The sequence below is a fragment of the Chloroflexaceae bacterium genome, assembly GCA_025057155.1.
GTDB lineage: Bacteria > Chloroflexota > Chloroflexia > Chloroflexales > Chloroflexaceae > JACAEO01.
Genome location: JANWYD010000007.1, coordinates 121,391 through 145,503, shown reverse-complemented (window position 1 = coordinate 145,503; position 24,113 = coordinate 121,391). Strand labels below are relative to the sequence as shown.

Annotated in this window: 21 protein-coding genes; 9 read left to right on the top strand and 12 right to left on the bottom strand. The window is 66.2% G+C overall.

Annotated features, from left to right (window positions below; translation table 11 throughout):
* Positions 1-138: 138 nt before the first annotated feature.
* The 5 genes from NZU74_07785 to NZU74_07765 all read left to right on the top strand — a co-directional run bounded on the left by NZU74_07785 (position 139) and on the right by NZU74_07765 (position 3,819).
* Entirely contained in the window at positions 139-819 is a 681-nt protein-coding gene (locus NZU74_07785) for a hypothetical protein (protein ID MCS6881220.1), read from the top strand.
* 19 nt (positions 820-838) lie between these two features.
* Positions 839-1,978 carry a hypothetical protein gene (locus tag NZU74_07780; GenBank protein MCS6881219.1) on the top strand — a complete coding sequence of 380 codons (1,140 nt, stop codon included), beginning with the start codon at positions 839-841 and terminating at the stop codon, positions 1,976-1,978.
* Between the two features lie 291 nt (positions 1,979-2,269).
* Positions 2,270-2,539 carry a hypothetical protein gene (locus NZU74_07775; GenBank protein ID MCS6881218.1) on the top strand — a complete coding sequence of 90 codons (270 nt, stop codon included), beginning with the start codon at positions 2,270-2,272 and terminating at the stop codon, positions 2,537-2,539.
* Entirely contained in the window at positions 2,539-2,967 is a 429-nt protein-coding gene (locus NZU74_07770; GenBank protein ID MCS6881217.1) for a PIN domain-containing protein, read from the top strand. The genes NZU74_07775 and NZU74_07770 overlap by 1 nt, the downstream gene beginning before the upstream one ends.
* Positions 2,968-3,153: 186 nt before the next feature.
* Positions 3,154-3,819, top strand: a complete 666-nt coding sequence (locus NZU74_07765) for a YIP1 family protein (protein MCS6881216.1) — start codon at positions 3,154-3,156, stop codon at positions 3,817-3,819.
* A 120-nt stretch (positions 3,820-3,939) separates the two neighbouring features.
* Here NZU74_07765 and NZU74_07760 read toward each other — a convergent pair whose 3' ends face one another.
* On the bottom strand, positions 3,940-4,419 hold the full coding sequence (locus NZU74_07760; protein MCS6881215.1) for a linear amide C-N hydrolase: 480 nt from the start codon (positions 4,417-4,419) through the stop codon (positions 3,940-3,942).
* Positions 4,420-4,871: 452 nt separating this feature from the next.
* On the opposite strand from NZU74_07760, the gene ettA reads away from it, so the two are divergent.
* Positions 4,872-6,545: an energy-dependent translational throttle protein EttA gene (gene ettA, locus NZU74_07755; GenBank protein MCS6881214.1), complete on the top strand. Its 1,674-nt coding sequence runs from the start codon at positions 4,872-4,874 to the stop codon at positions 6,543-6,545.
* A gap of 164 nt (positions 6,546-6,709) precedes the next feature.
* Here ettA and NZU74_07750 read toward each other — a convergent pair whose 3' ends face one another.
* On the bottom strand, positions 6,710-8,623 hold the full coding sequence (locus tag NZU74_07750; GenBank protein ID MCS6881213.1) for a glycoside hydrolase family 5 protein: 1,914 nt from the start codon (positions 8,621-8,623) through the stop codon (positions 6,710-6,712).
* A gap of 471 nt (positions 8,624-9,094) precedes the next feature.
* Here NZU74_07750 and NZU74_07745 point away from each other — a divergent pair, with 471 nt between their 5' ends.
* From NZU74_07745 to NZU74_07735, 3 genes are all read left to right on the top strand, one after another.
* Positions 9,095-10,033: a TIGR01777 family oxidoreductase gene (locus NZU74_07745; protein ID MCS6881212.1), complete on the top strand. Its 939-nt coding sequence runs from the start codon at positions 9,095-9,097 to the stop codon at positions 10,031-10,033.
* A 568-nt stretch (positions 10,034-10,601) separates the two neighbouring features.
* Positions 10,602-11,774, top strand: coding sequence for a trypsin-like peptidase domain-containing protein (locus NZU74_07740; protein MCS6881211.1), 1,173 nt, complete (start codon positions 10,602-10,604; stop codon positions 11,772-11,774).
* A gap of 400 nt (positions 11,775-12,174) precedes the next feature.
* Positions 12,175-13,515 (top strand): hypothetical protein, encoded by a 1,341-nt coding sequence (locus tag NZU74_07735; protein MCS6881210.1) that lies wholly within the window; start codon positions 12,175-12,177, stop codon positions 13,513-13,515.
* Positions 13,516-13,659: 144 nt separating this feature from the next.
* Here NZU74_07735 and NZU74_07730 read toward each other — a convergent pair whose 3' ends face one another.
* The 10 genes from NZU74_07730 to NZU74_07685 form a co-directional block, all read right to left on the bottom strand.
* A complete protein-coding gene (locus NZU74_07730; protein MCS6881209.1) occupies positions 13,660-14,190 on the bottom strand; it encodes an ATP/GTP-binding protein in 531 nt (176 codons plus the stop codon).
* 50 nt (positions 14,191-14,240) lie between these two features.
* Positions 14,241-15,056: a DUF4388 domain-containing protein gene (locus tag NZU74_07725; GenBank protein MCS6881208.1), complete on the bottom strand. Its 816-nt coding sequence runs from the start codon at positions 15,054-15,056 to the stop codon at positions 14,241-14,243.
* Positions 15,057-15,134: 78 nt separating this feature from the next.
* A complete protein-coding gene (locus NZU74_07720) occupies positions 15,135-16,055 on the bottom strand; it encodes a DUF1385 domain-containing protein (GenBank protein ID MCS6881207.1) in 921 nt (306 codons plus the stop codon).
* Positions 16,056-16,283: 228 nt separating this feature from the next.
* Positions 16,284-16,742, bottom strand: coding sequence for a hypothetical protein (locus tag NZU74_07715; GenBank protein ID MCS6881206.1), 459 nt, complete (start codon positions 16,740-16,742; stop codon positions 16,284-16,286).
* A gap of 93 nt (positions 16,743-16,835) precedes the next feature.
* Positions 16,836-17,096, bottom strand: coding sequence for a hypothetical protein (locus NZU74_07710; GenBank protein MCS6881205.1), 261 nt, complete (start codon positions 17,094-17,096; stop codon positions 16,836-16,838).
* 40 nt (positions 17,097-17,136) lie between these two features.
* Positions 17,137-18,222: a tRNA 2-thiouridine(34) synthase MnmA gene (gene mnmA / locus NZU74_07705; protein ID MCS6881204.1), complete on the bottom strand. Its 1,086-nt coding sequence runs from the start codon at positions 18,220-18,222 to the stop codon at positions 17,137-17,139.
* An 8-nt stretch (positions 18,223-18,230) separates the two neighbouring features.
* Positions 18,231-19,217, bottom strand: coding sequence for a mevalonate kinase (mvk, locus tag NZU74_07700; protein MCS6881203.1), 987 nt, complete (start codon positions 19,215-19,217; stop codon positions 18,231-18,233).
* Positions 19,218-19,313: 96 nt separating this feature from the next.
* A complete protein-coding gene (guaA, locus tag NZU74_07695; protein MCS6881202.1) occupies positions 19,314-20,858 on the bottom strand; it encodes a glutamine-hydrolyzing GMP synthase in 1,545 nt (514 codons plus the stop codon).
* A 192-nt stretch (positions 20,859-21,050) separates the two neighbouring features.
* On the bottom strand, positions 21,051-21,428 hold the full coding sequence (locus tag NZU74_07690) for an isoamylase early set domain-containing protein (GenBank protein ID MCS6881201.1): 378 nt from the start codon (positions 21,426-21,428) through the stop codon (positions 21,051-21,053).
* Positions 21,429-21,566: 138 nt separating this feature from the next.
* The gene (locus NZU74_07685; GenBank protein MCS6881200.1) at positions 21,567-24,077 is read right to left on the bottom strand and encodes a DUF2298 domain-containing protein; all 2,511 of its coding nucleotides are present in this window, start codon (positions 24,075-24,077) and stop codon (positions 21,567-21,569) included.
* Between the last annotated feature and the right edge of the window lie 36 nt (positions 24,078-24,113).

Genomic DNA, 24,113 nt, shown 5'->3' with positions numbered 1-24,113 from the left:
CAAGATGCGGGATCACCAACTCCAAAAGGTAACAGCGCCGCGTGGGGGCCATGACGTATTTGAGCGGTATTGTGCCTGAGGCCGAAACATCGTCGCAGCCAATGCTGCGGCCCTATGCGACGCCTTAATGGAGACAGCATGCTCTTCGACACGCGCCCGCTTATCCAGTCGCTGATCGCCCTGTGGACCGTGGTCCAGTCACTGGGCAATCTCCAGGCCGGCCTGGCGGACGCGGCCAGGGCGCCGCTGCTGGCGGGCCCGCTCTGGCTGCCCACGATCGTCCTGATCTTCTTCCTGGCCGGCCTGGCGGAGAGTTTCGGCACCCGCGCGGTGGTACTGCTGCTGAACCGGGTCGGGCGGCGGCCCTTCGCCATCGCCCTGGTGCTCACCGCCCTGACGTATGTCGTAGGAGGCTTTGTCTGGGCCTACACGACCGCGTTCGTCGTCAATGCCCTCTACGGCCTCGACGACGTCTTTCGCGTCTCCCTGCGCGCCGTCGCGGTCGGGTTCCTGCCCCTGCTGTTCGCCTTCCTGGGCTTCACCCCCTACCTCGGCCAGGGGCTGCTGATGGTCCTGCAGGGTCTCAGTCTCTATCTGGTCGCGCTTACGCTCGCCATCGTCTACCCGCTGACGTTTGGCGGCGCGGCCCTTTGCGCCATTGGCGGCTGGTTGCTCTTCCAGCTCTTCCGCTGGTTCACCGCCGGCCCGGTCACGCTGATCAGCCGGCGCATGCTGCGGGCGCTCACTGGGCAGGAGGTTAACTACCAGTTGCGTGACATTGTGCCCTCCGCGCCGCTGGGATTGCAGCGCCGGAAATAAACGGTACGAGGTTGCCCCAATGGAGATCTTCTTCCTGCTGTACGAAGGTCTCGTCGCCTTTGTCCTCACCTTTAGCGTCGAGATCCTCTTTCTGATAGGAATGCTGATCTTCGCCGTTCTGGTCGTCAGCGCGACCGCGCCGCTCAATTTCCTGGGGTGGTGGGCGGGCTGGTCCGGTGAGCAGGACGCGCCGGCCCTCGGCGCCGGCCCTGCTCCCGAACCGCTACGGGCCCCGGTAAAGCCGCCTGAGGGCGCCGGCGCGGAGATTCCGCCGAGTCACTACCTGGTCTTCCTCTCGGGGATCGGCAACACCTCGGCCGACGCCCTGGCCAGCGAGGAGCAGGCGTTCCTGCGCAACCTGAAGGCGGCCATGCCCTGGCTCGCGATCATCGACAACATCTTCCCCTACTCGCCCGACAACACCGGCCTTACCGAAGACGAGCGCTACGGGGAGTTCTGGCGCTCGATCCTGGCCGTGAAGTCAACCGGCGGGCGGGCCTCCGCCCTGGGCAACCTGATCAACATGCGCAACATGCTCCAGGTGGCCGTCTCGGCCGACCGGCGCTATGCCCCGGTCTTCAACTACGGCACCGCCAGCACCATCCTGCGGGCGCTGCTGGACGAGGGTTACCAGCCCGGTTCCGGCGTGCCGGTGACGCTGATGGGCTACAGCGGCGGCGGCCAGGTGGTCTTTGGCGCGGCCTACTACCTCAAGCCGGCAATCGCCGCGCCGCTCCAGGTCATCTCGCTGGGCGGGGTCATGGCCAGCACTCGCGGCATTGACGCCGCCGACGAACTGGTGCATCTCGAAGGCGAACGGGACTCGGTGCAGGCCATCGCCGACGTGGTCTTCTGGGGGCGATGGCCGCTCGCCCGCAACTCGCGCTGGAACCGGGCCCTCGCCTCCGGCCGGCTGCGGCAGATCAACCTGGGACCGATGACCCACACCGGCCCGAAGGGCTACCTGGACACGGAGGCCTTTCTGCCGGACGGCCGCAGCCACATGGAGAAGACGACGGCCACGGTTGTCGAGCTCATCACAGCATTTCACGATAAACACGCGTCCAGTGTCGCTCCGCACAGTCGTGGCTTGATCTCGAATGTCACCCTGAGCGAAGCGAAGCGTCCCAGCCGAGATTCCTCGCTGCGCTCGGAATGACAGAGCCTTCGCGGTTGAGCCACTCCCCCGCGCACGAACGCTACGGGAAATAGGTTTTCCTGATAAGCCTGGTTCACACCTGAGGCGCCATCTGGAGGAACCCGAGGATCGCGGAAGGCGCTCCTCCGCGATAAGGAAGTATCATAACCCTCCGCCGGAGGCAGACGTTGCGACAGCCTGAACGCGCGGCCCTGCCCCTCGGCGCCCAAACGCGCCTGCTATAATGGAAGCGCAAGCATTCAACAGGCGACCCGTCGAGGAACCACCGGGCGCGTAACCAGGAGGCGCCCCATGACCGCGACATCCGATTATGAGCAGGCGCTCGCGATCATCCGCCGGCTCGACCGGCAGAGCCGGGCGCGGCTGGTGGCGCAAGTGGTGCAAGAACTGGCAGACGAGCGTGATATGGCACTGCAACGGTCGCACGAAGCGTGGGCCCGGCTGGCTGAGTTGCGCGAGGAGTTTCGGCGCCTCGGCCCGGTCTCGCCCAGCGCCGGTGAGCAGTTGGATCTTGACCGGCAGCACCGCGCCGATCTCCTTGAAGGTAAAATCCGCGAGTGATGTATACCCTTGACGCCAACATCTTCATTCGCGACGCCATCCCGAACGACCCTGAACAGGTGATGTGCCATGCCCTGCCGGCGCGCCTCTACGAGAGCAGCACGTCAATTGTGCTACCCACGCTCGTGCTAGCGGAAATCGCCAGCGCGTTGAGCCGCAGCTATCGCGACCCGATCCGCGCCCGACTTGAGGTCGAACTGCTGCGCGAGTTGCACATTATCAAATACATCCCCCTCGACGACGCCCTCGCGCAGGAAGCCGCCGACATCGCGGCCGATCGCGCGCTCCGCGGCGCGGACGCCGTGTATGTCGCCGTCGCGCGACGCCACGGCTGCGCGCTCGTCTCGCTCGACCGCGAGCAGCGCGAGCGCGCGGCGCCCTTGGTGCGGGCGCTCACCCCTGCCGAGGCGCTGGCCGAGCTTGCGTAGTCTGTGAACGACGTTTCCCTGCATTTCCACCCCCCTCCCAACCTCCCCCCGTTGGAGGGAGGCGCCGGGCGCCCTCCCCCGGCAGGGGAAGGTTGGGGAGAACATCTGGTTTCCTTGCCGCAACGCGGAGAATTGCGCTGCAACGACTCTCCTGCCGGCAGGGGCGTCCGTAACGGAGCAACGCGCATGCTGATGACGATGATCCGCGGCAGCCGGGCGGTGTTGCTGCGGCCCTCGGTAGCCACCTTCGAGGCCCACGAGCAGCGCAGGCTGGGCTGGGCGCTGCTCTACGTGTTCATCGGCGCGACCATCACCGCCATCCTCGGCTGGCTGACCTTCCTGATCCAGCGGCCGTTCCTGGAGCGGCAGGCGGCCACCGTGGCGGCCTACTTCGCCGGCCTGGAAGCGCGGCTCGGCCGCGATCTGCCCTATGAAACGCTTCTCAGGCCCTGGGAGCCCGGCATCCCCGTGCTCGGCAACCTGCTGCACACGATGATCGGCTTCCTCCTCTACCTTGTCATCGTCTACCTGCTGGGGCGGCTGCTGGGCGGTGACGGCAAGTTCGGCGAACTGGCATACGATATCGCGCTGTTCTGGGCGCCGGTCGCGATCATCGGGGCAGTGGTGAATCTCTTCTCCTTCGGCTGGTTCTCGTGCCTGACGGCGCCGCTGGCGATCTTCCTAACCTTCTACGGCCTCTACCTGACCTACCTCGGCGTGCAGTCGGGGCTGAACCTGCCGCCACGCCGCGCCCTGGTGGTCGTCCTGATCCCCGCGCTCTTCTATCTGTCCCTGTTCTGCCTGCTGATCGCCGCGTTCGTGGCCCTCACCGGGCTGCAGGTGAGCGGGTGAATGGTCTGTGAACGGCGCCGCCCGGCGCCCTCGAAGTCCCCCGGTTCGAGCGCCAGCTTTTCCCATGTTGGTCATGACCCGAAACTCGCGCCCGTGATGGATGACCGGCTTGCTGTCAATCTACTCGATGATCGCCGAGTCGCCGCTGGCGTCCTCGAGCGCCAGGTGCAGATTGGCCTCGTAGCCCCGGTCCTGAGCCTTCACCAGTCGGTATCCCGCGTGCAACGCCAGGGCCTCCTCGACGGTCGCCGCGTTGTCGAGCAGGGCCTGCCCCCACGCCCCTGAATGGAGCGCGGGCAGGCTTGGGTCGCGCGGGCCGTAGTCGGCGGCCGTCAGGTAGAGCAGGTGCATGGCGAGGCCGCGTTCATTGAAGCCATCAAAGGCGCCCAGATCGTAGGCCGCTGTGACGATGCTGCCGTACCGCGAGGTCCACCTCGCCGGGTTCTCCGCGATGAACCGTTGCGCGCCCAGCATGCCGCCATCGCGCGCTATCCCCCGCGGAAAGACGTAGAGCTTCGGCTCGGTGGACGTCGGCCAGTCCATGGACCTGCCGACCAGCAGCGCCGTCTTGTTGGTGTTCCAGAACACTCGGGTGCACATAGGAGTCCTCCTGCTAACCCGTGGTTTCGCTGCGCGGCGCGTTCGTTGGGGGGAGGTGGGGAGAACTGCGCCCTCCGCGATTCGTTGATTCCGCCCGCGGCGGGCGCACGCCCCGGCAAAGCCGGAACGGATCTGCCGCAGCGGGCGGAAAGGGAATTGCGGGGAGGCCTGGCCTCCCCGAACCCCTCCAATAGTTACGTAGATAGGGTATACTGGAGCGACCGCAGCCCTCCCAAACCCTTTCGTCAGGCCGGGGCGGGGGAAACCCGGTTTGCCCGCATGTAACCCGAAGGGTTGCATTATGGCGGGTTCCCTGGCGAGCCCGGCCGCGGGAAACCCGGTTTGCCCGCGTGTAACCCGGAGGGTTGCGTTACGGTTGGTCTCCCGGCAGGCCGGGGCAAGGGCAAACCTGGTTTCCCCATCTTGAAACCGACATCGAGGAGCAACAGCACGTGACCGACAACAAGATCATCTACTCCATGATCCGCGTGGGCAAGGTTGTCCCGCCCAATCGCGAAGTGCTGAAGGACATCAGCCTATCGTATTTCTACGGGGCCAAAATCGGCGTCATCGGCGCCAATGGCTCGGGCAAGAGCACCCTGCTCCGCATCATGGCGGGGGTGGATACGGATTTCAACGGCCAGACGGTGCTGGCCCCTGGGTACACCATTGGCTTTCTGGAGCAGGAGCCGCAACTCGACCCCGACAAGACCGTTCGCCAGGTGGTTGAAGAGGGCGTGGCCGAGATCGCCGCCCTGCTCCGACGCTACGATGAGATCTCCGAGCGTTTCGCCGATCCTGACGCCGACTACGATGCCCTCGTCACCGAGCAGGGCGCGTTGCAGGAGAAGATTGATCACCTCGACGCCTGGGATCTCGACAGCAAGCTCGACCTGGCCATGGACGCCCTGCGCTGTCCCCCCGGCGACACCCCGGTGCGCGTGCTCTCCGGCGGCGAGCGCCGGCGCGTGGCCCTCTGCCGGCTGCTGCTCCAGGCCCCCGACATTCTCCTGCTCGATGAGCCGACCAACCACCTCGACGCCGAGTCGGTGGCCTGGCTCGAACGCCACCTCCAGGAGTACAAGGGCACGGTCATCGCCGTGACCCACGACCGCCACTTTCTCAACAACGTGGCCGGCTGGATCCTGGAGCTTGAGCGCGGGCACGGCATCCCCTGGCGCGGCAACTACGCCAGCTGGCTCGAACAGAAGCGCCAGAAGCTCGCCGCCGATGAGAAGGCCGAAAGCCAGCGCCAGAAGGCCCTCCAGCGCGAGCTTGACTGGATCAACATGGCCCCCAGGGGCCGCCACGCTAAATCGAAGGCCCGTATCAGCGCCTACGAGAAGCTGCTGGCCGAGAACCAGGAGCAGAAGGACCGCGAACTGGAGATCTTCATTCCCCCCGGGCCGCGCCTGGGCGACGTGGTGATTAAAGCAGAGGGTCTGACCAAAGCCTACGGCGACAAGTTGCTCTTCGAGAACCTCAGTTTCGATCTGCCCCCCGGCGGCATCATTGGCGTGATCGGCCCGAACGGGGCCGGCAAGACAACCCTCTTCCGCATGATCGTCGGCCAGGAGCGGCCCGACAGCGGCACCCTGACCATTGGCTCAACCGTGCGTCTGGGCTACGTGGACCAGAGCCGCGACGCCCTCGACCCGAACAAAACCGTCTGGGAGGAGATCTCCGAGGGGAACGACATCATTGTGCTCGGTAACCGCCAGATCAATTCGCGGGCCTACTGCGCCCGCTTCAACTTCACCGGCGCCGACCAGCAGAAACGGGTCGGCGCCCTCTCCGGCGGCGAGCGCAACCGCGTGCACCTGGCGAAGGTGCTCAAGTCGGGCGCCAACGTGTTGCTGCTCGACGAGCCTACTAACGACCTCGACGTCCACACCCTGCGCGCCCTCGAAGAAGGTCTGGAGAACTTCGCCGGCTGCGCGGTGATCATCTCCCACGACCGCTGGTTCCTCGACCGGGTGGCGACCCACATTCTGGCCTTTGAGAATGACAGCCAGGTTTTCTGGTTTCCCGGAACCTATTCCGAGTACGAGGCCGACTACCGCCGGCGTAAAGGCGCAGCCGCCGACCAGCCCCATCGCACGGTATATAAGAAACTGGTGCGCTAGTATACTAACAAGCTAATATGCTGGCAAACTAATATGCTAGCGCTCTGGTGGACAGCGACACGGCGCAGGGGAGGTTCGGAGAGGCTTTGCCTCTCCACGACCTCTTTTCCGAATCCAGCATCGCGATGCCGTAGGGCGTGGGGAAACCAGGTTTCTCTACATCCCTACGGCATCAACTCGGCCCCCAGCCGGCTCAACTGCACGCGGCGCGCGGGCGGCTGGTCGGGATGCTCCTCGAAACGGCTGCGCTCGAAGTACTGCACGGTCAACACTCGCCCTCCCTCCACCGTTTCCGTCAGCAGCTCGCTGATGGGGTAGCCGAACGTCGCGAGGCCGCCGTTGCGCTCCCAGAAGGCCCGGAAGGGCGGGCAGAGGCTGTGTTGCGTCTCGGGGAAGTAGCGGCAGCCCGGCCCGGCCCCGCTCACCGTGGGCAGGCCGCGCCAGTCAATGCCGCGGCGCGCCAGGTACTCCACGCCGAGCAGCCCGCCGAGTACATCGTTGGGCGGCGGGTTCTCAGGGTGGTGCTCCAGGCGGTTGCGCTCGAACCACTGCACGCGCCGGTCGCGCCCGTCGGCGCCCCGCTCCACCCGCTCCGGCGTCAGCGGCAGGCCGAATACGGTCAGCCCGCCGCCGCGCTCCCACGCCGCCAGAAACACCCCGCTCACCGTCAATCCCGTCTCGGCGAAGGTGCGCGAACGTCCGGGCGCCGTCTGGCGCAGGTACACCGGACGCTCCCCCACACTGATGCTCGCCACGCTGCCCGTCAGCGGTTGCTCGGCCCCATCACGCTGGATCAGGGCCGCGCTGCACCCTGGCGCCAGCGGCAATTCGACGCTGCGCCGCTCGCCGAGGCTCCAGAGCACCTCCACGCTGCCGCCGTCGGGCTGAACGAAGCGGTGGTGGGCCAGGCGCCCGGGGCGATGGGCCGGCCCGGTTCCCTCGTAGCGCGCGAACTGCAACTGGGCCACCATTGTGCCGTAGGCCAGGTAGGCCGGCCTGGGGTTGAGCGCGTCGTCAACGATCGCCGCTGGCCCCCATGGTTGCTGCGCGCCGCCGAACCTGTCCTCGAGCTGAAAAAAGCTGACGTGGGGAATGCCTGCCGCTGCCGCCAGCACGAAGGTGCGCACCAGGTAATCGGCCTGCTGGTCGAGGCTCCTGGCGAACTGCGGCGCGCAGGCCCCGCCACAGACGCTCCAGCCCACCTCGGTGATCCACACCGGCTTGCCGCCCCGAGACGCCCAGCGCTTCGCCAGCTCCAGCCGCCCGGGAATGGTCACATCGAAACCCTCACGGGGGTTAATCAGCGCGGGGTCATCAGGCGCGTGGTCAATCAGCCAGGGGTGGATCGAGAGCACGTCAAAACTATCCCAGCCCGCCAGTTCCACCACCCGGTCCATAAAGGCATTCTGGCCCACTGCATCGAAGACGTAGACCCCGCCATTCAGCACGAGCGCGGTCGGGTCGGCCCGTTTGACCGCGGCATAGGCTTTGCGCAGCATCACGGCGTAGGCCGCCGGGTCGGCCCGGGGCAGCCAGGTGCCGTCCATATCCGGCTCGTTCCAGATCTCCCAGGCGGCCACCCGCGGCGAGCCGGGAGCATCATTGTATCCATCGCCGTCGTACCGCTCAACCACCTGGCCAACCCAGCGGGCGTAGGCGTCCATATCAGTTGGCGCGCACCAGTACGCGGGCTGGCCGGTCGCTCTGGCGTGGGCCGCGCAGCGCGGGTCGCGGTGCTCCTCAGGCGTGGTCAGCAGCATGCCAATGATGCCGATGCCCGCGTCGGCGAGCAGGCCGATGCGCCGGTCATAGAACAGATTCGCGGCCTCCCGGCCCCAGCAGGCCCAGCAGATCTCCTCGCGGGTCCATCTGGCCCCGATGCGCGTGGCCATCGCCACCAGCGCAGCGGCCTCGGCATCGCTGCGTTCGCGCCCGGTGATGTACATGTTCAGGCCGAAGAGCGTGGGCGGCCCCGCGGGTTGGCGTGGGGCGGCGCTGGCCGGCGGAACGCCCGGAACGAACGCAACCAGCAGTATTAACACCAGCACAGGCACGCTGGCCGTCGGGTATCGCTCCACAACTCCATTCCACTCCATTGCTTCGCCTGGTCGAGACGCGCCGAGCAAAACCCGCGCGGCCCGCGTCCCTCATTGCGTCCTCCGAGTGCATAGGGTATCACATATTTTGGCGTCCGTGGCTCACCGGCCCGCAGCGAGACTGATTAGTCTGTAAAGCTAAGTTGCGCGGCATTTCCGCGCCCCTCCCAGCCTCCCCCGTTGGGGTAGGCGCCAGACTCCCTCCCCCGGCGGGGGAGGGTTGGGGAGGGGGCGGGGGTTTAGGGAAAGACTTTGTTTACAGACCACTCATGCTCGTTGAAGAAATGAATGTGGGCGGATAAACTGATTCAGGAATGCGCCCCTTCGGTCGTCAGCACGACTGCGACTGTCTCTAGATCCGCCGCGCTCAATCCACAATCTAAAATCAGCAATCCAAAATCGCGCTCGCGCCCGCTCTTGACCGGTGCTGCATCCCGGAGTACTCTATACCTTATGAGCACCACCAATAAACGCATTGTTCTCACCGGCGCGACCGGATTAATCGGCTCGAAACTGTTTACCGCTCTGCGCGAACGAGGCTATGAACTGATCGTGTTCTCGCGCAATCCCGTCAAGGCCCGCGCCACCCTGCCCGGCGCCGCCGAGTATGTATCATGGTCGCCCACTGAAAGCGGCCCCTGGGCCACGGCCATTGACGGGGCGCACGCGGTGATACACCTCGCCGGGGCTCCCATCGCCCAGGGCCTGCTGGGAGTGCGCTGGACGCCCGAGTATAAGCAGGAGATCCTCAACAGCCGCGTGATAGGCACGCGCGGCATCGTGAATGCCATCGCCGCCGCCGAACAGCGCCCCGCCGTGCTGGTCAACGCCTCGGCCATCGGCTACTACGGTTACCGCGACGATACGCCCCTCGACGAAAGCTCTCCTCCGGGGCGCGACTTCGTCGCCGAGGTGTGCATCGCCTGGGAGCGCGAAGCCTCTCGCGCCGAGGAGTATGGCGTGCGCACGGCCCTGATCCGCACAGGCATCGTGCTCGACCCGGAGCGGGGCGCCCTGGCTCAGTTACTGCTGCCATTCCGCCTTCGCACCGGCGGCCCGATCATGCCCGGCACGCAGTACTATTCCTGGATCCACCCCGACGACGAGATTGGCATCCTGCTCCTGGCCCTGGAAGACGAACGGGTGCGCGGGCCGATCAATGCCACCGCGCCCAATCCTCAGACTAACCGCACCTTCTGCGAGACTCTCGGCGAGGTGCTTGGCTCGCCCTCGTGGCTGCCGGTGCCCGAGTTCACCCTGCGCATCGCCCTCGGTGAAATGGCCGACCTGGTGACCAGAGGCCAGCGCGTGCTCCCCAAACGCGCCCTGGAACTGGGCTATTCCTTCCGCTTCCCGACCCTGAAGCCTGCGCTTCAGGACCTGCTGAGGTAAAACCTGAAGACGTGGGAGGGCTGCGCCCTCCCGGGAAACAATCGCCCATGACCGCCCACTCATCCAACTCTTACATCTGCTTAACCTCGTCCTCAGTCGTGTGCCATATACTTGAAGCAGGACAGGCTGCCTTGAGGCGTCAGGCGGCCCCAACGCCGGTTAGAAAGTGCTCTGTGAACGAAGTCTTTCGGTAACTCATCCCCCTCCCCGCCCTCCCCCGCTGGGGGAGGGTGTGTCCGGCTCCTCCTCCCAACGGGGGGGTTGGGAGGGAGGCGGAAATGCAAGGAAACTTTCGTTCACAGACTAGTAAAGTGGGGACACCTGATTTACCCACCCCCCGGCCGGCCGGGCAACCAGGCTGGCGCATTCCTCCGGGTCGCGGATCGGGGTGACCACCCGTTCCCTCCCTCCCGGCCTTGCGCTGGCGGCCCTGACACCCGGTGGATGCCCAGCGGCCAGGTAGAGGTGAACTATGATTCGCCCCTGCCTCGTGAGGGCAACAGCAGGAACGCCGGCTTCCTCAAGGTTGCGACAATCCGCAATCCAAAATCCACACATGGTATAGCCCATGGAACGTAGACACAATCCGTTCTTGCTCCTTGCCGTCCTGTTGCTCGGGATCGTCATCGGCATCGGTGGCGGCGCCGTTGCCGGGGGGACGGTGGCGATGGTTGTCACCGGGCGCGCCGCCTCTGCCTCGCCGGCCTTCGGCGCCCAGCCGGTAAGCATCCAGAGCGAGGCGCAGGCCGCCCCGCGCCTGGCCCCTTCGACGCAGAGCGCCGTCGGGCACTCGGCCCATTCCGACGCCGTAGTCGCCGCGGTACAGAAAGTGGGCCCCGCAGTGGTCACGGTGATCGTAACCAGCCGGCAGGGGCGCGGCAGCGGCAGTGGCGTAGTTATCACCGCACAGGGTCACATCGTTACCAACAACCACGTGGTTGAGAACGCCGCCAGCTTGCGCGTGCTTTTTGCCGACGGCACGTTACAGGAGGCGCGGCTGATCGGCACGGACCCGCTCAACGACATCGCTGTGATCCGCGTCCAGGGCCCCGTCCCCGGCGTGGCGAGCATCGGCGACTCGACGAAGTTGCAGCCCGGCGAGACGGTGCTGGCGATTGGCAGCCCGCTGGGCAACTTCCGCAACACGGTCACGGCTGGCGTGGTCAGCGCGCTGAATCGCTCCGTCCCCGGCGCCGGCCTGGAGGGGTTGATCCAGACCGACGCGGCGATTAACTCGGGCAACAGCGGCGGCCCGCTGATCAACCTTGCCGGCGAAGTCGTCGGCATCAACACGCTGGTGGTGCGCGGAGACGGGAGCGTCTTCGGCGCCGCTCCGGTCGAGGGGTTAAGCTTCGCCGTGCCCAGCGCGATCTTCCGCAACGTGGCCGACCAGTTGATTACGACCGGGCGCGTGCGTTTCCCCTACCTGGGGATCACCTACCTCACCATTGATGGCCAGGTGGCTGCCGAGTTCAACCTGCCGGTGCAGAATGGCGCCCTGATCCGCAGCGCCCGTCCCGGCGAACCCGCCGTGCAGCCTGGCAGCGCCGCCGCGCGCGCCGGCCTGCGTGAAGGCGACATTATCGTCGCGGTAAACGGCGTCCGCCTGGATTACAGCACCTCGCTCCGCCAACTGCTGCTGGGCTACAAGCCCGGCGACACTATCACCCTCACCGTGCTCCGCGACGGCCGGGAGCGCAATATCCAGGTCACCCTGGGCGAACGCCCCGCCAATCTGTAGGGGCGATCACATCCGCCCTGCGGGCAGGTAGTCGGGTAAACCAGGTTTCTCCAGGGCTGTTGCAGTGTCCCAGACCCCGGATTTCTGGTTGGTTTTGGCGGCATAGCCGCCAAAACCAACCAGAAATGACCTGTCGGGCGGCCAGACCGACCCGATCCACCCGCGGGAGGAGGACATCGCATCAGCCCTGGGGTTTCTCCAACCCCCTGCTACATTAAGAAAAAATTATGCTATAATCCCCTCCGTCCACCAGGGTGTGGCGATTCTACCAGGAACGTAGACAACGGAGGACCGATTGAGTAGCAAGCGATCCCCCAGGTTGTGGTCGCGGCCCATATGGGCGCTCTGGATCCTCATCACCGCTCTCGTCCCCGCCCTTCCCGTCCTGGCAAACAGCCCCGTGTCCGCTGGAGGCCTGGAGTTGCTCGACGGCGCGTGGAGCGGCCCCGATCGCGCTCTCACGCTCGCGGCCGACGCCGGCCCGCCCCCGTCCGTTGTTGGCGGATACCAGCGCTACGGTAGCGCCCTCTCCACGCCTGTTCGACTCGACCCGCCCGCTACTCGCCTGAAACTTAGCTATACCACCACGCTCCCTCCCGGCGCCGAAGCGCGGATTGACGTGCGCGGCAGCCCTGATGGCCAGCGCTGGCTGCCCTGGGTCACCACCCTTCCCGACGGCGCCGTAGTTGGCTTCGACCAGCCTGTACTCCTCGCGCAGTACCGCGTGATCCTTCTTGGCAGCCCTGATGCGACGCCAGCGGTGCGCGACGTGCGCCTCGCCAGCACCAGCCAGACGCCCTCCGTCTTCGCGGCAGCCAGCGCAGGGCCGTTCAGCATCGCGCCGACGTTCCGCATCCGCGCTACCCGGCAGGGCATGGTCGGCGGGCGGACGGCCAATGGCTACATCATTCCGCCACGGGCGCGCTTCGTCGCTCTGCCCTCCTGGACGGCGCTCTCCACCCGTGGGCGCGATGAGTACCAGGTGCGTATTACCTACCAGGGGCGCAGTGCAGTGGCCCCGGTGTATGACGTCGGTCCCTACAGCGAACGCGACGACTACTGGAACCAGCCGCGACGCGGCTTCCCGCAACTTGAGCGCGGCTGGCCCGTTGACCACGCCGCCTACTACGAAGGCTTCAACGGCGGGCGCGCCGACAAGGGCTTTGTGCGCTTCCCTACGGCCATGGATGTGGGGGATGGCATCTGGTGGGACGACCTGGGTATCGTCGGCGACCAGGCTGAAGTGGAAGTTACATACCTCTGGCTAGGACAGGACCCCCTCGCCGGCCCGCCGCAACGCGACCCGTCCGCTTCTGAGCACGTCGTTGACGAACTCGGCGGCGATTTCTGGCACGGTGAGACGGTTCTCAACGCCAGCCCCGTCGGGTGCGGCATGGCGCGCCATGCCTACCAGGCTACCACGGTGAACGACCCGGCGCGAGGGGGAGTGGTGGTGCGCTGGCAGCCCAATCTACCTGTCGAAGCCATGTACGATCTGTTCGTGCACGTTCCGATCTGCCCGAGTAGACGCGAGCGCGCCACCCAGGCGCGCTACGTCATCCAGCACCGCGACGGCGCGGTGGAAGTTACGGTCAACCAGCGCGATCAGACCGGATGGGTGCACCTGGGGCGCTTCCCCTTTAAAGCCGGCGTCGAAGGCTACGTGCAGAGCGGGGCCCTTGCCGGCGATGCCGGCGCCACCATCTGGTTCGACCAGGCGCGCTGGGTGCGCGCGCCATAAAAGCCTGCGCCCGACCAGGTCGGCGGCTTTGCCTCTGGCGAGCCAGGCTCCCCATTTGCTCCTACGCGACCGGTCATCCCAACCGAGAAAAGAAAACGACACTGGGAGGGCGAACGCTCTCCCAGTGTCGTCTTCTCCCGAATACTACTCCTCGCTCCGCTCCTGGATGACGTAGAGCAACTCCAGCAGCACATTCTTCACGCTCTCGCGGTCGGAAGCGACGCAGGGCAGCACTTTAATGTGCGGCGGCTGGCGCAGCGCGAGGCGCAGTTCCTCGGGACTCCAGGCGTTGGGGCGATCCTGTTTGTTGGCCGCGATGACGTAGGCCGTATCTCGATACGAGATGAAGAAATCAATGATCCGGTTCGTCTCGCGAAACGTTTCCGGGCGCGTACTATCTACCAGGATAACCAGACCGAGCATCCCCTCGGAGAGGATCTCCCACATAAAGTCGAACCGTTTCTGTCCGGGTGTGCCGAAGAGATGCAGCACCAGATCGGGCCCGATTGCGATGCGACCGAAGTCCATCGCAACGGTGGTCTCCTTTTTGATCAACCTGGTATCATCGGTCGCGCGGCGCTCGGTCGAGACCACTTCGATCTCGCTGATTGATCGGATGAACTCGGTTTTGCCGGCGTTCACGGCGCCGCTGATTACCATCTTTACAGTCTGCACTCCAGCCCTCCGCTTCGGTGCTGTGCCCTGGATGACGCACACATCGAGTGTTACATGCCTTTGATACGATTAATGATGCGGTTCACCAGGCTCCGCTTGATCCGGGACGTCTCGGCGGGAACGCCACGGGCAAGGGGCATCGGCACAGGCTTCTTCACCACCTCTACCAGGCCCGCGGTCAAGAAGCCATAGACGATCCGGCAGACGTCGAACTCTTTCAGATTCGTCTTCTGCGCAATCTCGGCCAGGGTGTCGCGGCCGTTGATCCGGGCAATAACCCGCCATTCCTCGGTCGAGAGCTTGATCCCTTTAATCCGCACGCCGGGCTGATCGAGAAAGCGCACCACCAGGTCGGTAGAGGGTATGCGATCGCGGATCCGGCCCATCTCATCAATGCGGCGGGAGCCTTCCATAATCAGGTGATCCACCGAGATAGGCGTAGGAATGGTGGGCGCCGCCGGATCGGGACGCTGATTTTGCTCGAAGCGAAACTCGCCTTCGGGCCAGCCGAAGAGACCATAGACCGCTTCTTCAGAAAAGCTTTGCAACGCCCCTTGCAGTTGCTCGCGCGAGGCCAGGTTTTCGGCCAGGATCACCTCGGTAAGGGTTGCGCCGCTGCCGCGGGCGGCCAGACTGGCGCGAGCGCGGGCCAGCTGGCTTTCGCTCAACAGGCCCAGGCGCACCAGCAGATCAGGCTGCTGATCCTCAGGGCGTCGCACAGCCATCACCAGTTTGCCACGCTCGAAAAAGAGCAAAGCGGTTTCCTGCCCGCGCGACAGGTACAACCCCCCGGTCTTATCACCCCGATCAACCAGGTAGAGAAAATCAGAGAGACCAAAGTCGCGAATGTTGCCTACGAGGGCCATTGCATTGCCTCCACGGGCTTGGCGCTCCTCCCCAGCGGCGCATTGATGCAGAGATGTTGCCGGCGAGTCACGCGGGCCTCACGCAGTAACGGCGAAAGCAGCTTCTGGCGCCTCCGCGGGCGCCGATGCGACGCCGTCCGCCTCCAGAACGGGGACGAGGGCGGCGATGGCCGTCGCAATCATCGCATCATCTGGTTCACGAGTCGTCAGGTGCTGAGTCGCCAGGGCCGGGGCAAGCAGGCAACGCACCCAGGGGCGATGGTAGTGCGCCGCAGCGAAGCGCATCGCCTCGAAGGCCACGGCAGCCACCACCGGGATAAGCAGGATGCGGGATCCGACGCGCTGCCAGAGTGGCAGACCACTTACCGACAGAAAAATGACAAACCCGACTAGCGCGGCGATCACCAGAAAACTGGTGCCACAGCGGGGGTGGATGCGCGAGAATTGCCGGACCGACTCGACCGTCAGCGGGGCGCCGGCTTCGTAGGCGTTAATCACCTTGTGCTCGGCGCCGTGGTAGCCAAAAACCCGCTGAATGTCTCGCACCCGACTGATCGCATAAATATAGGCCAGGACGAGCAACAGATTGATCGCCCCTTCGATCATTTCGCGCATCAGCACCGGCGCTCCATGCTGAGCGGCATAGTTGGCAATCAACGAGGGCAGGAAGATAAAGACGCCCACCGCAATCCCCAGCGCGACTGCCACGATGCCGAACCGCGCGACCGGATGGAGATCCTGGCCATCATCGCCAACCGCAACCGTGGCCGAGAAATCGAGGGCCTGTCTGCCGATCCGCACCGCTTCCCACAACCCGACCAGGCCGCGGATGACGGGCAATCTGGTCCAGGCCGGCCAGGTCTGGGCGGCAACGGGAATATGCTTGAGGGCAAGGGCGCCATCGGGTCGGCGAACGGCGACGGTAGCCTGCTGGCGGCCACGCATCATGACCCCTTCGAGTACTGCCTGACCGCCGTATGTAAAGCGTTGTTCGTTCATCGCCCCCAGAATCTTTGCGCACCTGAGCGCCGTTCTATCTGTCCGACCCACGACTGAGGCTGCTGCCTTCTCGCTTCCGCGGCAGCAGCAGCCTGCCGGCGTGTATCATACCACGCTGTGCAGCTTTCCGACAAGGAATCGTACCTTATTGACCGGGCAAGGCGCCATCGCGGCGTGCAACCTGGAGCGAGTATATCCCGGAGGCATTACCAGATTGTAGCCCGGCGGCTAGGTCTCGCTACTGAGTCGTTCTGGGGCGTCGCGGCGGGCGAAGGTGGTGGCCGCCGCCGCAACCCCGGTGACCAGGCTGGAAACACGGATGAACGGTGAGACGACCCGTTCCGAAACGAACCCCGTCGTTCCCACGACCGTGCCGGCGGTGTCCTTCGCGTTGGCTGCCAGCGCCTTGGTGCTGTCGAGCACCTCGTTGAGCTTGCCCGACAGTTCATCGAGCCTGGGCATCAGGTTGAGGCGCGCGAGCCGATCCAGGCGATTGAGCACGTAGAACAGCCCGAAGAGGATCGCGATGGTAAGAATCGTGCTGACGAGCGTGAAGAAGCCCAGAATGATGATAAAGATGTCGCGTATCGCTTCACGCACGCCAACCGGCGCCAGATACAGGCCAACGATCGCAGCGAGCAACAAGAGGAGTAGTACACCCAGGCCGATCCCAATCCATCGTAGCACGGCAGGCCCTCCGCTCCTGGGGCATCATGGCCCCACTTCGTTATCCTTGGCATCAGAATGCGGTGTTTTGCCCGGACAGCGGCGGCGATTATATCATACTCGCAGGCGCGAGACAATAATCATCAGAATCCAGGCCAGCAGTACGGCTTCGAGCACCGGAACGTCGGCGGGCTGCGGCAGGGCCAGCGGCAGGCGCAGGCCCAGACCGTAGGCCAGCAGGCACCCGGCGAACGCCGTTAGCCAGAAGATCGGCAAGTGCCGCCAGCGCCGTCCCAGGAGCGCGTACCCCAGGGTGGCGCTAGCAGTGGCGAGGAGCAACAGCAGAAAGATCGCCGGCGCCAGGCCATTGAACACAGAGTTGCCTTTCTTAAGAGGCAAGGCGGATCCGCCCGTGCTACCCCTCCGTTCTTGAGCGCACGATGCGTCCCCCGCCAATGACGCGATCGCCGTCATAGAAGACCGCGGCCTGCCCCGGCGTGATCGCCTTGAGCGGCGTCAGCAGGCGCACCCGCAGCCGCCCATCGGGCAGCGGGGCGACCTCGGCGGGGGCGGGGGCGGCATGGGCGCGCACCTGCACCTCACAGGCGAACGGCTCGTCCGGGCGCCTCCCCTCGACAAAGGATGGCCGGTCCACCTCGAAGCGGTCGCGCAGAATGGCCTCCAGGGGGCCAACGATCAGGGCGTTCCGGCCCACATCAAGGTCAACCACATAGAGGGGCGCGCCCGCACTCAAACCCAGACCGCGACGCTGGCCAATGGTGTAGAGCGGCAGGCCGCGGTGGCGGCCGATCTCGCGGCCCTGGAGATCGACAATCGGGCCGGGAACGAGACTCTCCGGCGCCGCTTCGCGCAGCAGGTTGCGATAATCGCCCCCCGGCACGAAGCAGATGTCCTGGCTCTCCTCGCGGTAGGCGCTTGGCAGGCCGCGCGCGGCGGCCATTTCGCGCACCTGGGGCTTCGTCAGCCCGCCGATCGGGAACATCAGCCGGGCCAGGTCGCTCTGCCCAAGCATGTAGACCATGTATGACTGGTCCTTGTCACGGTCTACCGCGCGCAGCAACTGGTACGGAGCGTCATCGTGCTCACGGACGATGCGTGCGTAGTGGCCCGTGGCCACGTAGTCAAAGCCCAGGGCGCGGGCGCGCTCCAGCAGCGCTCGGAACTTGATTTCGCGATTACACTCCAGACAGGGGTTGGGCGTGTAGCCCTGGGCGTAGGCATGCACGAAATACTCAATCACGTGCCGCCGGAACTCCTGCTGGTAGTTGAAGACATAGTAGGGGATGCCGAGGCGCGCGCAGACACGACGGGCGCTCTCTGCCATCTCCGCGGCGCAGCAGAGGCTCTCGGCCAGGCGCTCGTCGTCGTCATCCCAGAGGTGCATGGTCACCCCGACGACCTCGTGTCCCGCTTCATGTAACAGCGCGGCGGTGAGGGAACTATCCACGCCGCCGCTCATTGCGACGATGATCTTTGCCATGGTGACAATTATAACAGGCAGGGCCGAAGGATTGGCTGCGCCAATCCTTCGACCCCGCCTGTCGCCGGGACCGTAGCTGCCAGCACCCGTGCGGCGCCGGCCTCCTGGAGGGCATTTTCAACCGCCGGGCGATTCTCAGGGGTCACCAGGGCCAGCATCACACCGCCCCAGCCCGCGCCGGAGAGCTTGGCCCCCAGGGCGCCGGCTGCCCGCGCCGCGGCCACCAGCCGCTCCAGTTCGGGCGATGAGACGCCGATCTGCTCCAGCAGAGCCTGATTAGCGTTAAGGAGGGCCCCCAGAAGCGGCGCATCGCCGGTAGCCAGGGCCGCACGGGCCTGGGTCACGAGTTCGGCCACCCGGTCGAAGAGAGCCTCGTAGCGCGGCGGGTCGGCGCGCCAGCGTTCCCGCACCGCGCCCACCGGCAGCCGGGTGGCGCTGCGCACGCCGGTATCGCCCACCACCAGCAGCAACGGCCTGGCGATAGTCAGGGTCTCGATCAGCGGGGCCGGCTCGCGCCGCACGAACCAGATCGCTCGCTCATGGGCCACCACCGTATTGTCAATGCCGCTGGGCGTGCCGTGGAAGCGCCGCTCGCTGGCGTAGACCAGGGCGGCCACCTCTTCGGGCGCCAGCGTCGCGCCCGCATGGGTCGCCAGCGCGCGCACCAGAGCCGTGCCGATCGCTGCGCCGCTGCCCATGCCGCTGGCGATGGGGATGTCCGAGCGCAACTCGATGGTCAGATCGGGTTCGTTTTGCCTCAGACGCGCCAGCGTCGCCAGGGCCAGTTCGCTCAGCGGGTGCTCAGGCTGGCCGGCAGCGGTCCAGGTCTCGCCAAGGTCGGGAGCGCTGAAACACAGCCCGCTGCCAGGCTCACCCGCTTCCAGCCGGGCATAGGCTCGCAGATCGCCGAGGGGGGCGGCAATCGCAGGGCGGCCGTAGACCACGGCGTGCTCGCCGCAGAGAATGAGCTTTCCAGGGGCGGAGGCGCTGGTCATGGCATAGCATTCCTGTGCGGGTTTCGCTACACGCTGCCGGGTCCTCACCCTCCCCCGCCTCGCTGCGCTCGGCGCGGGAGGGTGAGGACCGACGCATCACTCCCACTCAATCGTCGCCGGAGGCTTGGAGGAGATGTCGTAGACCACCCGGTTCACGCCGGGAACTTCGTTGACGATGCGGCTGCTCACACGGGCCAGCACTTCATAGGGCAGACGGGCCCAGTCGGCGGTCATGTAATCTTCCGTGGTGATCGCCCGCAGCGCGATGGTGTCGGCATAGGTGCGCCCGTCGCCCATCACCCCCACGCTCTGCACCGGCAGCAGCACGGCGAAGGCCTGCTGCGTTGCGCGGTAGAGACCGGCGGCGCGCAGTTCCTCCAGGAAGATCGCGTCGGCGCGGCGCAGCGTCTCCAGCCGCGCGAAGCTCACCGGACCGATGACGCGCACCGCCAGCCCTGGGCCGGGGAAGGGATGCCGCCAGACCCAGTCTTCGGGCAGACCCAGCTCCAACCCTGCCGCGCGCACTTCGTCCTTGAACAGGTAGCGCAGTGGCTCCACCAGCTCCATCCGCATATCCGCCGGCAGACCGCCAACATTGTGGTGGGTCTTGATCGTTACGCCCTTCTGGCGGTCGGGGGCGCTCGACTCGATCACGTCAGGGTAGAGCGTGCCCTGGACCAGCACGTTCACATTCCCCAGGGCGCGCGCCTCGCGCTCGAAGATGCGGATGAACTTCTCGCCGATGATCTTGCGCTTGCGCTCCGGGTCGGCCACGCCCTCCAGCGCGGCGAGGAACTCTTCGCGAGCGTCCACGGCGATCAGCGGCACGTGGAAGTGCTCGCGGAAGGTGGCGATCACCTGTTCGGCCTCACCGAGCCGCAGCAGGCCATTATCCACGAACACGCAGGTCAGCCGGTCGCCAATAGCCCGATGAACGATCAGCGCAGCGACGGCCGAGTCCACCCCCCCGGAGAGGGCGCAGATCACCCGCCGCTCTGGGCCTGCCTGGGCGCGCACCCGCTCGACCGCCTCGGCGACGAAGCTGGCGGGGCGCCAGTCGGCCACCGCGCCACAGACGCCAAACAGGAAGTTGCTCAGCACGGCGCGCCCGTGGACCGTGTGGACCACTTCGGGGTGAAATTGCACCCCGTACCAGCGCCGCGCCTCATCGGCGATGGCGGCGAAGGGCGTGGCGGGGTTGGCGGCGATGGCGCGGAAGCCGGGCGGCAGGACCTCGATGCGGTCGCCATGGCTCATCCACACCGCCTGCGTCAGCGGCGTGCCGGCGAAGAGTTCGTCAGGGTCGAGCACCTCGATTGTAGCCGGGCCAAACTCACGGGTTTCGTGGCGCAACACGAGGCCGCCAAGGGCCTGGCTCATCAACTGCATGCCATAGCAGATCCCCAGCACCGGCAGGCCGCTGGCGGGCAACCAGGCGGGCATTGCCGGCGCGCCCGGCTCGTAGACGCTCGCGGGGCCGCCGGAGAGAATGATGCCCACCGGGTTGAGCGCGCGCACCTGTTCCGCGGGGGCGTCGTGGGGCAATAATTCGCTATACACGCCCAGTTCGCGCACGCGGCGCACGATCAACTGGGCCGTCTGCGAGCCAAAATCGAGCACGGGAACACTGTGATGGGTCATGGGTGGTAATTCCTTTCCGACCCCATCGGCAACCCGCAGGGTTGCGCCCACAGCGAATGCACGCTCTGGCGAAGCCAGAGCGCGACCGCCGCCGCGGGCGGAATGAAACCGCGGAGGGCGCAGCCCTCCGCACCTTCCCCAACGCTCATGCGACAGACCACGTAGCTGAATAACGTCCCGACCTTGACGCCTCTAGCCCGTCGAGGCGCGCCGGAGACGACCGCGGTTGAAGGGAATGACCCGCTCGTCGGGGTAGTCGGGCTCGGAGGGGGCAAATTCCGGCGTCACCACAACGGAGTTGTCGCCGCCGAAACGATTGGTGACGTAGGCGTCAGCCTGCCAGTCGTTGTGCCACTCCGTGCCATCAAAGAGGTACCGGTACTCGTAGGCGCGTCCGGCCTCCAGCTCAACGGTCGCTATCCACCCTGTCTCGGTCTGCCGCAACGGTGTGGCCAGTTCGTCCCAGTTATTGAAGTCGCCTACGACGGAGATCGAGTCGGCCCAGATCGCGGCGGGTATCGCAAAGGTCACGAGCACTTTACCGTCACGGCCGGGTCGCTTGGTGATCATCACGCTACTCCTTTGTTGCGCGGCGCCAACCCCGTTGTTGGTTTTATTCGTTTGAAGTATAACATATTTTACAGCAGGGTTCGTCCTTCGATACACGGAAATCACGAGCGAAATTGTTCGGTTCTCGAACGGGCCGGGTCACGGGGCGGCAGGAGTGAGCTGGTAGATCGTCACCTCGTCTTGCTCAAACACGACCGCGCCCAGGCGCGCGAACTTGGCCAGGCTCTCCGGGGGGTATAGACGCCGCTCCAGGGCGCCGATATAGACGAAGTCTACGCCGTACTGCCGCAACAGCCGTTCGGCCTCGGAGGGGTCGCCGGTCAGGTAGATCATATCCACTGCCGCGCAGCGGGGCGCGAGTTCGGCTCGGGCTTCAGGGTCGCCGCCGCGCCACTGGATCTGGTGCCCGACCCAGCCGAGCACGGTGGGTATCCCCGTAGCCGCTGCGACCCCGCCGTAACCTTCAGCATTGTACGAGCCGCCGCAGCGTTGGGCCGCGCGATCCTCCACGGCTACCGCTTCCAGCACCACGCTGCCCGGCGGGGCCTCGCGTCGCAGCCAGGCCAGCGACGCGGCCCCGGCGGGGCTGAGTTCGCGCGGCGTGCGCCCCGCCAGACCCTCGATGCTTCCCCGCGCATACTCGCGCACCGTTAACCAGGGATACACCAGCGCCCCTCCCAGCAGCGCCAGGGCCAGAGCGGCGGCGCCCCACCCCGCCAGGCGCGCCCGGCCCTCCGCCCGCGCCAGGAGCCACCACAGGCAGAAGGGCGCCAGCGCGCCCCACAGCAGCCAGATCTGGTAGTAGAACTTGAACACGGTGTTCATCCGCGCCGAGAAGCCCTCGAAGACGTCGCGGATATAGACCAGTTCAACCCCCAGCAGCACCGCGCAGCCCAGAGCGGCCAGCAGCAGGGCGAAGCTCTGGGCCGCCTGCCTGACCAGTTCTCGCGCCAGCGCCAGCGCCAGCATACCCAGGCCCGCCAGGGCCAGCAGCGGAAAGCCGCCGAGCAGCCCGGCCAGCAGGAGCGCCGGAGGCAGCCAGAGCAGGAGGCGCGAGGTGGAGGGCCGCGTCAGCGCCGCGATTCCGACATGCGAGGTCAGCGAGGCGCTCGAAGCGTGAGCAGGCGCCGTCACGGGCGCTTCCGAGGTCGCCGGTCGCAGCGCGATCAGGTACACAAAGACGATGATGGGCGCGGCAAACAGTCCGAAGATGACGATGAAGGCGTGCAACCCCGTGCGCGAGCCGAGAAACGGCGCAATGACGCTGGTAAGTCGCCCGATCAGGGGCAGATCGATCAGCGGCGGCGCGCTTCCAACCAGCGAGCGGAAGGTGAGATGGAAGGGCAGGAACAGCACATAGGCTGCACCGATGACCAGCACAAGCATCCATCCCGCCGCGCGCCAGGGGCGCGGCGCGTCGCTGGCGAAGACGCGCAGGGTCAGCGCGGCGGCGTAGAGCAGGAGGTAGGTCGGCAGATCCCAGCTATTCATCGCGTAGAGGCTGCCGATAGCGATCCCTGTCAGCACCAGTTCGCCCCAGCCGCGCCGCCCCTGGCCCGGCGCCGGCGGCTCGGGGCGCGCCAGCACGGCGAGGGCCAGGGCTGCGGCGAGCATCCCGAAGGGCAGGGCCATCACGTGGGGATGCATGTCGCCCAGGCGAAAGCTAAAGAAGGGAAACTCGGTAATGGTGTAGCGCCGCTCCTCGCCCGGACGCTGCGCATCCCACAGCGAACGCGAGGGCCACCACCAGTTGAAGTCGGCCACTTTGTCGCGCCGCTCCCAGCCGCTGATCGTCCCGAATTCACCGGTCACGGCGGGATAGGGCAGGCTGATCGTCGCGGCGCCGCTCAGGGCCTGCCGGGTCGCCGCCAGGGCCTGGCGCCCGTCGAGGGCTACCACCCGCTCATCGCCCAGCAGCACCTGGAGCGCGCCCGACTGGTTGCCCGCCACCAGCACGAAGATCACCCCCAGCAGGGCGAAGAACGGCACGCTCCACCGGCGCCAACCCTGCTGACAGAGCGGGGCATCGCACGCCGCCAGGGCGATCAGGTTGGCAATCATGCCTCCCACTGCCTGCGCCGTCATAGCAAAGATCAGCGCCAGCGAAAGGTTGTAGGCGACTGCCGGTTCCAGGGCAGCCAGTTGGGCCGCCGTGGCCATAAGCAAATAGCCGAAGTAGTAGTAGTTGATACTGAAGCCGGAGAGCCAGGGATCGGCAGGCGGAAACATTCCTGAGCGCCTGATCGCGTTAAAGAAGGCAAAGTCCATGGGGCGCTCGGTGCCCCATGGCGTCGGGTCGTGCGCCCGCAGCCATACCGCGGCCAGCAACGCTCCGAGGAAGAGCGCCTCGGCAGCCAGCACGCTGCGCCAGCGGGCGCGCAGCGCCGCCTGCGCCGCCGCCAGCGCCGCCCGCGGCCCGCCCAGCGCCGCCACCCCCACCGCCGCGAAGCCAACCACTGGCGCGATGAAGGGAGCCAGCCCGAACATCGCCAGCAGCCAGGCCAGGTAGCCGGTGAGCAGCAACCCTAGCGGCCGCGCCAGACTGAAGCCCCCGTCGGGCAGGGCGCGCAGCAGCCAGTTCGCCAGCGGCAGGCCCGCCAGGCCGATCAGGGAGGTGATCAACCACCAGATGAGAAGGTCAGATGCCATATGTCTTTTGATGCGGAGGTGTTGTCCTGGGAGGAC

Excerpts from the sequence above, each read along its gene's own strand:
- mvk (MCS6881203.1), bottom strand. The coding sequence starts at position 19,217 with ATGACCAGCGCCTCCGCCCCTGGAAAGCTCATTCTCTGCGGCGAGCAC.
- NZU74_07760 (MCS6881215.1), bottom strand. The coding sequence starts at position 4,419 with ATGTGCACCCGAGTGTTCTGGAACACCAACAAGACGGCGCTGCTGGTC.
- NZU74_07745 (MCS6881212.1), top strand. The coding sequence starts at position 9,095 with ATGAGCACCACCAATAAACGCATTGTTCTCACCGGCGCGACCGGATTA.
- mnmA (MCS6881204.1), bottom strand. The coding sequence starts at position 18,222 with ATGGCAAAGATCATCGTCGCAATGAGCGGCGGCGTGGATAGTTCCCTC.
- NZU74_07765 (MCS6881216.1), top strand. The coding sequence starts at position 3,154 with ATGCTGATGACGATGATCCGCGGCAGCCGGGCGGTGTTGCTGCGGCCC.
- NZU74_07780 (MCS6881219.1), top strand. The coding sequence starts at position 839 with ATGGAGATCTTCTTCCTGCTGTACGAAGGTCTCGTCGCCTTTGTCCTC.
- NZU74_07740 (MCS6881211.1), top strand. The coding sequence starts at position 10,602 with ATGGAACGTAGACACAATCCGTTCTTGCTCCTTGCCGTCCTGTTGCTC.
- NZU74_07785 (MCS6881220.1), top strand. The coding sequence starts at position 139 with ATGCTCTTCGACACGCGCCCGCTTATCCAGTCGCTGATCGCCCTGTGG.
- NZU74_07720 (MCS6881207.1), bottom strand. The coding sequence starts at position 16,055 with ATGAACGAACAACGCTTTACATACGGCGGTCAGGCAGTACTCGAAGGG.
- NZU74_07685 (MCS6881200.1), bottom strand. The coding sequence starts at position 24,077 with ATGGCATCTGACCTTCTCATCTGGTGGTTGATCACCTCCCTGATCGGC.
- NZU74_07725 (MCS6881208.1), bottom strand. The coding sequence starts at position 15,056 with ATGGCCCTCGTAGGCAACATTCGCGACTTTGGTCTCTCTGATTTTCTC.
- NZU74_07775 (MCS6881218.1), top strand. The coding sequence starts at position 2,270 with ATGACCGCGACATCCGATTATGAGCAGGCGCTCGCGATCATCCGCCGG.
- NZU74_07770 (MCS6881217.1), top strand. The coding sequence starts at position 2,539 with ATGTATACCCTTGACGCCAACATCTTCATTCGCGACGCCATCCCGAAC.
- guaA (MCS6881202.1), bottom strand. The coding sequence starts at position 20,858 with ATGACCCATCACAGTGTTCCCGTGCTCGATTTTGGCTCGCAGACGGCC.
- NZU74_07690 (MCS6881201.1), bottom strand. The coding sequence starts at position 21,428 with ATGATCACCAAGCGACCCGGCCGTGACGGTAAAGTGCTCGTGACCTTT.